Consider the following 9438-nt stretch of genomic DNA (forward strand, 5'->3'; position numbering starts at 1 on the left):
CTTAGCAAAAATCCACCGCGAGCGATTTACTGCCGTCGTTCGTGGTCATCCATCATAGTGGTGACCGATCGCTCATTGGCGCGCTCAGATTCGGTTTTTAGCAGTTCGCGCAAGCGGCTCTGGTTGTCGATACCGAGGGCGCGGCACTCAATGCCGAGCATGTGGTCGCGCTGGTGCGCGAGCTTGCCCTGCATCTTAATCAGGTTGTCGTCACTGGCTTCGATGGTGAGGATAATCTCCTCGCCGGGAGTCAGGTCGTGCGGCCGCACCAAAGCTGCTAATGCACCGTTAAAGGAGACGTCCACAATGTGCACGTCGAATTTCTTTTTGGTGGTGGTGAGCGTCGCATAGGCCCGGTAATTAACCCGGGGGAAATATCGGCGTTCACGCTCTTCTGAGGGTGTTAGGGTCATACTGCTTTCCTTTCGTACTTCGCCGTCTGGGGATAGCCCTGGCGCTTCCATGATGGGTCGATAAAGACCTTCTTAGTACTATAGTGCTGTTGATGCCGTTCGCCAAGGGTTGTTTAAACGGGCTGACCGAGCCGGTGCAATTCGCGTTCGGCGGCGATGGGGTCGCCGGTATTTAGCTCAATAATGCGCCGCAAGTGCGCCATGCTTTCCACGTCGATTTGCTGACAGGCGACGCCAATCATGTCGCCCTGTCGATGGCAAAGGCCGACGGTCATATCGATGACGATGTCGTCCGTGAGGGTCAGCGTCAGCTGAATGGGTGTTTGGCCATCCAATGAACAGGGCGTTGGCAAACACACCAGCGCGCCCTTGAGCGAGATGTCAGCCACGGTACCCAGCCAAACCTGTTCGCCTTGGCGCAGCGTGACTGCGCCACTGAAGGCGACGCGGGCAAAGTTCCGTCGGTCTTGCGGATCAGTCACAGGGCCTCCCACAAATGGGTCATAGGTCTCTAACCAGTGTAGTCGTTTTCCACGCCGCGTGGGGTGTTCGCGGGCAGTTATGTCCCTATAATGGCGCAACTTTAGGGAGGACACCCATGTTAAATACCACCACGTTTATTTCCCTGTTGCTGGCCGGTCTGCTGTTAACTGCCTGTGGACAGGAGCGCGCGCCCATTGCCCACTCTGTAACCGACGGAAGCGCCGTGGCCCCTGCAGCAAGCGCCGAGCAGCGCGTTGAAGAGGAGGCGCAAGAGGAAGCGCAAGAGCAGTGCGTTGATCCCGCCAAAATTAACCCGAGCCGCATGTGCACCATGGATTACGCCCCCGTGTGTGGCTGCGACGGCAAAACCCACAGCAATGCCTGTAAGGCCGCCAATGCGGGGCTCACTAGCTGGGTGGCCGGTGCGTGCGAAGCCACTACCCACTGATTGCCCTGTGCGCACTTAGCCTGTGGCTGTCGAGCGCACAGGCGGCGCGGCTGGTGTCGGTCAACCTGTGTGTTGATCAGATGCTGCTGCGCTTTGCCGCCCGCGACGACATCGCCAGCGTCACCTACTTTGCCAACAACCCTGCAATGTCGCCCTATGCAGCCGACGCACAGGGCCTGCACCGCAACCACGGTTTAGTGGAAGAGATTATTCCGCTGGCGCCGGATGTGGTGCTGGCCGGTGCTTACGGTGCGCGCCAAGCGACGGCGCTGCTGTCTCAATTGGGTTATCGGGTAGAGCGCGTGCCGCTGCCGGAAAAATTGGCGGATATCGACGCGCATCTACTGCGCATGGCCGAACTATTGGGCGAGCCGGCTGCGCTACAGGCGTACCGGCAAACGTGGCTGGAGCACAAAAAGGCCCGTGAAACCGCCAATGCACAGGTGCCCGACAGTGCGCGCCCGCGCGCGCTCATGCTCGGGCCGAACCACATTGCGCCGGGGGCCGGTACCCTCGAGCACGAATTGCTGGTCTTGGCGGGCTTTCGCAATTGGGCCGCCGATCAACCGGGCTTTGCCACGGTGAATCTTGAGCAGCTGGTGCAGCAACCGCCCGACGTGTTGATTGTGGATGTCGCCGCCGATCATCAATTCTCCTTGGCGCACGAGGTGTTGCAACACCCCGCTCTCAACGCTGCCATTGGGCCCCAGCGCGTAGCGCGCCTACCCAGTAATTTAGCGGTGTGTCCAGCGCCCAATATCAATACATTGTTGTCGGCGCTGGTGGCCATTCAAGCGCGCATCGCTGACCTTGCTACCATTGGCGGAGTCTCGCGATGACCCCATGCATGACCTCGCAAAGGAAATCACATTGAAGTATCTCGGTTTGTCTGTGGTGCTAGTGCTGTTGCTCGCCATCTCGCTGACCTTGGGCGCCGTGGACGTGTCGGTGTGGGCGGCCCTCTCCGATGCCTGGGCGGGCGACGTGTCGGCCAGCCGCAGTATCGTTTTCGATGTGCGCCTGCCGCGCGCGCTGTTGGCCGTAATCGTGGGTGCCGGTCTCGGCATGAGCGGCGCCGCCATGCAGGGCTTGTTGCGCAACCCCTTGGCCGAGCCGGGCGTGTTGGGGGTGAGCGCGGGCGCTGCATTGGGCGCAGTGATTACCCTGTATTTTGGCTTCACCGCATGGGGCTGGTTGGTGTTGCCGGCGGCGGCCATGGTGGGCAGTTTTGTGGCGCTATTTGCCATCTATGCCTTGGCCGGTCGCAGTCAAAGTGTGTTGGTATTAATTCTCGCGGGCGTCGCACTCAACTCGCTGTTTGGTGCACTGGTGGCGGTGGCACTCAATTTTGCCGACAACATGTTTGCGCTGCAGGAGATTATATTTTGGCTTATGGGTTCTCTGGCCAATCGCAGCATGGACCACGTCATGATCGCGCTGCCCACCTGTGTGCTGGGCATGGCGCTTATCTACAGCCGCCACGCCTACCTCGATGCACTGACCCTGGGCGATGACACCGCCAACAGCCTCGGTTTTTCGGCCGGGCGCGAGCGCGCCATGCTCTTGGCGGGTATTGCCTTGGCGGTGGGTGGCGGCGTGGCGGTGGCCGGCAGCATCGGTTTTGTGGGTTTAATTGTGCCGCATTTATTGCGCCCTTGGGCCCAGCATCAGCCGGGCAAGCTGTTGCTGTTGTCGGCCTTGGGTGGCGCCCTGTTAGTGTTGGGTGCCGATCTATTGGTGCGCCACCTCGATGTCGCGCGCGAGCTAAAACTGGGGGTGGTAACGGCGCTGCTAGGTGCGCCCTTTTTTATCTACTTATTAATCACCGGCAAGCGGCGGCTCATATAGATGACAAACACTACACCCTTGTCGTTGCACTGCGAGGCGCTGCACTACCGCGTTGGTGCACGCGCGCTGCTCAAAAATGTTGGCTTTAGTGCCGGCGCGGGACAATTTATCGGGCTCATTGGCCCCAACGGCGCGGGTAAGAGTACGCTGCTAAAAACTTTGGCGGGTTTATGGGCACCCAGCGCCGGCAAAGTGCTACTCAACCAGCAATCGCTACCCGAGTGGCCGCCCAGAGCGCGGGCAAAAACCTTGGCCTTGTTAGCGCAGCAGGAAGCCCCGGCGTGGTCGCTGTCGGTGCGTGCGTTGGTGGCCTTGGGGCGCTTGCCGCACACGGGCAGTTTAGCGGTGGCACTCGCACGCGAGGGCAATTTAATTGATTTGGCCCTGACTGCGGCCGACGTTGCCCACCTCGCGGAGCGCACGGTGGATACCCTCTCGGGCGGTGAATTGCGGCGCGTGCAGTGCGCGCGCCTGTTCGCCACGGTGGCGGATATTTGGCTGGCCGATGAACCGATCGCCGCCTTAGATCCACTGCATCAATTGCACATTATGCAGCTCTTAAAAACCAAAGCAGAAACCGGTTTGGTCATTGCAGCACTGCACGACCTCACGCTCGCCGCGCGCTTTTGCGATCGCATTTTATTGATGAACGACGGCGAATTAATTGCCGACGGCACGCCCACGCAAGTGCTCACCGAAGACAATTTGGCTCGCGTGTATCGCATTCGCGCACAGGTGCAACACAGCGCCGATGGCGTGTCTATTGTGGCGCAGGCGCCGCTCACGCAGAGCGACCTGCCCACAACAACACACGCGCACAACGCAAACCTCAGCGGTCAATGACTAGGCAAGATGTCACGCCAATGTTAAAAGAATTAAATCACTGGTGTCGTAGCCACGATATACACATGGAATTTCTTAGCATTGCACAGCAGGTGCCGGCGCTTGTAGACGTGGGCGATGCGCCGGTGTCTGCCGCCATTAAAGCGCGCGCCTCGCAATTGGCTCAGGGCCTGCGCACCAACGAATGGCACGCCTTGGTGGAACCCGATGGCACCGATGTGGGCAGCCAAATTCACTATCGCGTATTGCGTTTTGCCGAAATGTTGGCGCTGCGCGAAGCGGGCCAATTGCCGCCAGTGATCGCGGCCACCACACTGGTGTGCGACCCATCCGGCATGCAGCTGCTCATGCAAAAACGTTCGGCCAGCAGCCACCTGTTTCCAAATTACCTGAGCGTGTTGGGCGGTGGATTTAATCCCGCCCGCGACGGCGAGCCGCACGACAACGATGACCTTCGAACCACCGCCACTCGCGAAGCCTTCGAAGAGGCGGCCATTCATTTAACCTTGCCCATCGATACCTGGGTCGCCATCACCCGTGAAACCGACACCGGCGCCGTGCAGGCCAACTTCCTGGGCGTGCGCGCCGACATCACCAGCGCGCGCGCAGAAAAAGCCGAAGGCGAACTGCAAACCATGCCTGTGCCGAGCAAAGATCAAGTGGCGCACTTGCCGCACCATACGGATTTAGCAAAGGCGTGTTTGTATGCGTGGCGGGTGTGTTGTGAGGGGTTGTAGCTCAGATCAAGGTGAGGCTCCGGTTTACTTTTCCTATCATTTAATTTTCTGAACTTAGCCTTCGGTAACTATTGCAGTTCTATATCGAACGCCCAGATTTTTTGACTGGGCCGCAAAAGTGTCGCGCAGGCGCCCACTCCCCCCACCACTTCACCGCTCCATCAATGCGTCCCTGCATTGAGTCGCTCGCGCCACATCCCTGTGGCTTGCGAAGTGCTGGGGGGAGTGGGCTTTTGGAGTGTGGTGGGTGGTTGTAGATTTGCCGTTGTAGTGGTGACTGGGAATGTTTTGTTAGGGTGGGTGCCCTTATTGCGGCAGCTTCATATCGAGTGCTCAACTGCTTTGTTTGTATATATCGCAAAAGAACATCGCACAGGCGCCCACTCCCCCCACCACTTCACCGCTCCATCAATGCGTCCCTGCATTGAGTCGCTTGCGCCACATCCCTGTGGCTTGCGAAGTGCTGGAGGGAGTGGGCTTTTGGAATGTGATGGGTGGGTTGTAGATATGCCACTTTAGTGGTTCCTGAAAATGATTTGTTGGGGTGGGTGACTTTAATAACGCTGGGAAAAATGCGTTACTGGGATATATGCCTCGGAGGCGTTTTATTTTACGCCCGCTGAATTTAAATGTGGTAAGTTACTGAAATTAAACGGGAGTTTGGGCTGGCACGAAGGTCCAGCTCTGGATATGTGCCTCGGAGGCGTAATATATTACGCCTCCGAGGCATTGAATAAGGCTGTTACATTCTAAAGCTATGAAAATAGTAATATTGCTAGCAATCACATTTTTGATAACGGCGTGCGCAATTAATCCACATACTGAAATGTGGGCGCCGGAAATTGAAGGTGTGCTTATGGATGGTGCTAAGCCTATGCCAGGCATTACTATCAAAGCTGCGCGTACAAGTTGGCCTAAAACGGCTGAAGGCTGCCCCGACACTTATCATGAGGTGGTCACTGATGAAGAAGGCAAGTTTCTATTGCCAGCTGACGAGCATTTTTCTCTCTTCACCTTTTTAGGTGATAGTGTTTATTCATGGAAAGTATGCGCAATTGTCCATGACTTGTCTGTAACGCTCTGGCAAAGTGAGTCTGTTGGTATTGTCACCGAGAATGACAATACAATTTTAAAATGTGATATTTCGAAAAAACAAGCAAATGCAGACAAGGGAACAGTGCTATGTTCCAGAATGTAACAAGTCAAAGCACGCGGACATGGTAGAGCTGTCACCTTTTTTGTACCAAAAAAGTCGCCAACTTCACCATGCCGGTGTTTGAGGCGTTATGCAATCTAAGGATGGACCTGTGGAAAAACCTACGACGCAGTATGGGACATCGGAATTAGCGCGATGGCAAAAGTATGGAATACTCTTATGCGTGGTAATTCTGAGTGTCCTTCCAATTTATTGTACCTACAAAGCTGCAGCACCTGACGTTGGTATCACGCTTTGGAGTTTGCGGCATGTTGTTAGCATCTGCATAATTCAATTGATAGCTCAAATTTCAATATGTTGGTACATCTTGAAATACAGGGTGCCTAGTTTCGCTGTCTTAGGTTATCTGGTTATGGTGTTATCCTTTCAGGTTGTGTATGGGGTAGCAATAATATTCATGTCAAATGCATAACAAGTGCATCTTGTGCGCCGCTAAAAGGCGCGGCGGGACGGCTACGCTGTCGCTTCGCCGCCCCAAATGCAGGCGTTAAAGTGCTCTGCTTTATGAGTTGGCTGCCAAGATAAATATCGGAAGTAAAAATGAGATATTCGGTATCAGGAAGCGTGCCGCGTCAAAATCGAAGTTTCTCCCCGTGCCAAAATTTGGTCCGTAGGTGCAGCAAGCTTGTAGCATCTTTAGGTTCAAATTTTAGGTTTCGCATTATGGTCACCTTGTGGCATTCTTGCGGTCCAATTAATCAAGGTGTGGCTCCGCTACCGCTTCGCAACGTGCTTCAAAGGGGCTGGTCGTGTCGCACCTTAACAAGGCAAAGCAGCAGGGACGCGCTGAACGCGCGCCCCTGTTTGCGGCGTTATTGAGCCAAGAGTATTTCAGGTGCTAAATTGTAAGGGAGTGAGCCTCACAGTGTGCCATCAACTGGTAAGCCGGCATTAGGGAAGGTGCTGTATTCAAGTAAGCAGTTTCGTTCTTCGTGCCATTAGTTAGCATTATGGTGGCCAACCTTCGTGCCGGCAATGTGGTGTGCCCTAAGTGGGTTTCAATCAGCATCAACTAAGGTATTCTTACCAAAATTAGCAGCCACCGGCTACGCTTACGCTCCGCATCGTGCGCTGTAGTGTGCCTAGGCAGGTGGCGTCAATAACAAGCGGTTGTAGGTTCGCCGCATAAAAAGCATGCGGCTGGGACGGCCTACGCTACGCTCCGGCCGCCCCTAAACCGAGCGTTAAATTCCTATGCAGGTCATCGGTACATTGCTCATATATATCGCGGTAGCATGTTTAGGCTGCTATCAACTGATGCTGTATCTTAAAAGAAAGAAGGGTGTTGGAGTTCTTCAGTTAGGGGTAAATGCAATATTTCATTTGCAAGAACTGATTGAGCAAGAATATGTTTTCAAACTAAAAGTACTGTATGTGATTGGTATGTTAGGGCTATTCGGTGCAATCATCATTCGATGTGTAATTTAGTTACTGAATTTAACAAGGGTGGTCATGTCGCAGCTATCGCTGCTGGACGGCCTCCGCTGCGCTGCGGCCGCCCATGCCACCGGCGTTAGAGTTCTAGGAATAGTGAGCAACGAATATGGAAACTGATAAAAGAACAGAGCCGCTAAGAGAGTGGAACAGACTTGCTAGAGAAAACACGGAAAACGCGATAGTGTCTTCTATGTTTAACGCGACGTTACGCACAACCTTTTCAATCAGTGAATTCAGCAATTGGGTTTTGGTCGCAACGGCGGCTGTAGCATCCTTCCTCCTGGTCAATGCTAACGATTTAATGGATTTTGTAGGTAAGGAAGGCATCATAGCGGGTGGATACATACTAAGCTTATCGTGTATTTTTGGCCTATTTTCAAGAGTGATCGGTCTCCGCTGCAAAATGGCAATAGAATTGCATGACGCAATACGGCACACATTTATTGAACATCTTGAGCGGTACGAAGCGGAAGAAGAAAAGATTCAGGAAGGTGCTAGTTTTTGGGGTATTAATCTGGAGGCCGGTATAAGATTCGATCGAATACTTAAAGAATTTCTCGCCCCATTTCCATGGTTTGTTAAATACTTTGCTACTAAGCACATAGAAAAGAATTCCGAAAACCCTCAAATTGCCTATCTAACCCAGCTTAAGAATTTAAGAACTCAAGCGTATGCGACAATTATACAGGCAGGTCTCTTTATATATTTCTTTGTGCAGGTGTTCTCTTCTGCATCAAAACTCTAACAATCGCAGGCAGGCGACGCAAAATGCGCGCGCCTGCTACGGGCGTTATTGAGCCAAACCTTTTTCAGGGTAAATAGGCTAAGGGATTGAATCCAAGTGCGTGCCATTGATCGGCATGCCGGCATCAGGGAATGTGCTATATCACCAACGCAGTTCCTTTCTTGGTGCCAGTAGTTTGCTCGCAGGGTTGTGCACGGCATGCCTTCATTGTGGTTTGCCCTAAGTGGGTTTCAAAAGGTGTCTGGTAAGGTATTCTTACCACTTAAATCGCCACTGGCTTCGCTACCGCTCCGCTTGCCAGCGTTGTAGCAGGTGCAAACCGTGGCTCCAATAACAAGCGGCTCTTGTACGCCGCTAAATACGCGGCGGGACGGCCTACGCTACGCTCCGGCCGCCCCAAAGCCGGGCGTTATGTTTCCATTAGGTAATGACGATGGATCTAGTTGATCGATATATCGATGAGGAAGCAGACCATATTCCTCTGCTAGTCAGCTACCTGAGAAATGAGAAGGGATTATATGAAGGTGAGTTCTATAGCAACTTATTTAACTTCAAAATAGATTTTTCTAATGGCTCGGTTAAGATCGAGGATGACGCCGGGCTATTTTATAGTGGAGCAGAAGATAGGTTCCAAAATATAGGCGTTTTAGAACTTACCCAAAGGCTATCAGATGCAGCTTATAAAACATAACAAACGCAAGCAAACCGGCCTGTCGGCCTCGACTCACTACGCTCGCGTTTGTTGCGGGCGTTAGTGATCCACACATATGAACAAAGCAATATATTTTAAAACATCAGTCTTTGATCCGACAAAAGAGGAGCTCAATCCTATAAATCCAATTTATGGATCTTCCTTAATAAATTGGATAAAGGATAAGCTCAGTGGTATTTATGATATTGAAGAGGCTATGCCAGAAGACTGGGGCTGGTATAGCTATATAAAATTCAACGGAAGAGACTATCTAATTGGATCGATAGCATATTTCGAAGAAGGCGACATTTTTCAGGGTGAAATAGAGTGGGCGTTTCAGGTTGATAAAATTCGAACCTTTAAAGAGAAGCTTCTGGCAAAAGAGAAAATGCATGATCAAGACGCTTGCTTTGTCTTCTTTCAGGAGCTTTTTAAAAATGAGCCAGAATTCCATTCTGTTGAAATCGTATAAATCACTAACAAGTAAAGGCAAACCGACGCGCCAAAGCGCGCGCGGTTGCTTTAGGCGTTAAGAGGCAACATGTTCTGGAAGAAAAAGGATTCCTTCAAAGATCAA

11 protein-coding genes are annotated in these 9438 nt (G+C 52.9%); 9 read left to right on the forward strand and 2 right to left on the reverse strand.

Annotation, left to right across the window (positions count from 1 at the left end; genetic code table 11):
- Positions 1 to 26 precede the first annotated feature (26 nt).
- Together FHS30_RS01640 and FHS30_RS01645 are read right to left on the reverse strand one after the other, a co-directional pair.
- Positions 27 to 413 (reverse strand): PilZ domain-containing protein, encoded by a 387-nt coding sequence (locus tag FHS30_RS01640; protein ID WP_183907652.1) that lies wholly within the window; start codon positions 411 to 413, stop codon positions 27 to 29.
- Positions 414 to 526: 113 nt separating this feature from the next.
- Positions 527 to 895 (reverse strand): PilZ domain-containing protein, encoded by a 369-nt coding sequence (locus tag FHS30_RS01645; RefSeq protein ID WP_183907654.1) that lies wholly within the window; start codon positions 893 to 895, stop codon positions 527 to 529.
- Between the two features lie 116 nt (positions 896 to 1011).
- Here FHS30_RS01645 and FHS30_RS01650 point away from each other — a divergent pair, with 116 nt between their 5' ends.
- The 9 genes from FHS30_RS01650 (at position 1012) to FHS30_RS01690 (ending at position 9333) form a co-directional block, all read left to right on the forward strand.
- Positions 1012 to 1344 (forward strand): Kazal-type serine protease inhibitor domain-containing protein, encoded by a 333-nt coding sequence (locus FHS30_RS01650; RefSeq protein WP_183907656.1) that lies wholly within the window; start codon positions 1012 to 1014, stop codon positions 1342 to 1344.
- Positions 1323 to 2183 (forward strand): ABC transporter substrate-binding protein, encoded by an 861-nt coding sequence (locus tag FHS30_RS01655; protein WP_183907658.1) that lies wholly within the window; start codon positions 1323 to 1325, stop codon positions 2181 to 2183. The genes FHS30_RS01650 and FHS30_RS01655 overlap by 22 nt, the downstream gene beginning before the upstream one ends.
- 4 nt (positions 2184 to 2187) lie before the next feature.
- Entirely contained in the window at positions 2188 to 3192 is a 1005-nt protein-coding gene (locus tag FHS30_RS01660) for a FecCD family ABC transporter permease (RefSeq protein ID WP_183907660.1), read from the forward strand.
- Positions 3193 to 4035, forward strand: a complete 843-nt coding sequence (locus FHS30_RS01665; protein ID WP_183907662.1) for an ABC transporter ATP-binding protein — start codon at positions 3193 to 3195, stop codon at positions 4033 to 4035.
- A 65-nt stretch (positions 4036 to 4100) separates the two neighbouring features.
- On the forward strand, positions 4101 to 4772 hold the full coding sequence (locus tag FHS30_RS01670; RefSeq protein WP_183907664.1) for an NUDIX hydrolase: 672 nt from the start codon (positions 4101 to 4103) through the stop codon (positions 4770 to 4772).
- An 826-nt stretch (positions 4773 to 5598) separates the two neighbouring features.
- Positions 5599 to 5970, forward strand: a complete 372-nt coding sequence (locus FHS30_RS01675) for a DUF6795 domain-containing protein (protein ID WP_343048925.1) — start codon at positions 5599 to 5601, stop codon at positions 5968 to 5970.
- Between the two features lie 1561 nt (positions 5971 to 7531).
- Positions 7532 to 8170 (forward strand): hypothetical protein, encoded by a 639-nt coding sequence (locus FHS30_RS01680; RefSeq protein ID WP_183907667.1) that lies wholly within the window; start codon positions 7532 to 7534, stop codon positions 8168 to 8170.
- Positions 8171 to 8603: 433 nt separating this feature from the next.
- Positions 8604 to 8861 (forward strand): hypothetical protein, encoded by a 258-nt coding sequence (locus FHS30_RS01685; RefSeq protein ID WP_183907669.1) that lies wholly within the window; start codon positions 8604 to 8606, stop codon positions 8859 to 8861.
- Positions 8862 to 8937: 76 nt separating this feature from the next.
- Positions 8938 to 9333 (forward strand): hypothetical protein, encoded by a 396-nt coding sequence (locus FHS30_RS01690; protein WP_183907670.1) that lies wholly within the window; start codon positions 8938 to 8940, stop codon positions 9331 to 9333.
- Positions 9334 to 9438 lie beyond the last annotated feature (105 nt).

This window comes from Simiduia aestuariiviva, assembly GCF_014192475.1.
GTDB classification, from domain to species: Bacteria; Pseudomonadota; Gammaproteobacteria; order Pseudomonadales; family Cellvibrionaceae; genus Simiduia; species Simiduia aestuariiviva.

Excerpts from the sequence above, each read along its gene's own strand:
- FHS30_RS01680 (WP_183907667.1), top strand. The coding sequence starts at position 7,532 with ATGGAAACTGATAAAAGAACAGAGCCGCTAAGAGAGTGGAACAGACTT.
- FHS30_RS01685 (WP_183907669.1), top strand. The coding sequence starts at position 8,604 with ATGGATCTAGTTGATCGATATATCGATGAGGAAGCAGACCATATTCCT.
- FHS30_RS01670 (WP_183907664.1), top strand. The coding sequence starts at position 4,101 with ATGGAATTTCTTAGCATTGCACAGCAGGTGCCGGCGCTTGTAGACGTG.
- FHS30_RS01690 (WP_183907670.1), top strand. The coding sequence starts at position 8,938 with ATGAACAAAGCAATATATTTTAAAACATCAGTCTTTGATCCGACAAAA.
- FHS30_RS01665 (WP_183907662.1), top strand. The coding sequence starts at position 3,193 with ATGACAAACACTACACCCTTGTCGTTGCACTGCGAGGCGCTGCACTAC.
- FHS30_RS01660 (WP_183907660.1), top strand. The coding sequence starts at position 2,188 with ATGCATGACCTCGCAAAGGAAATCACATTGAAGTATCTCGGTTTGTCT.
- FHS30_RS01650 (WP_183907656.1), top strand. The coding sequence starts at position 1,012 with ATGTTAAATACCACCACGTTTATTTCCCTGTTGCTGGCCGGTCTGCTG.
- FHS30_RS01675 (WP_343048925.1), top strand. The coding sequence starts at position 5,599 with ATGTGGGCGCCGGAAATTGAAGGTGTGCTTATGGATGGTGCTAAGCCT.
- FHS30_RS01640 (WP_183907652.1), bottom strand. The coding sequence starts at position 413 with ATGACCCTAACACCCTCAGAAGAGCGTGAACGCCGATATTTCCCCCGG.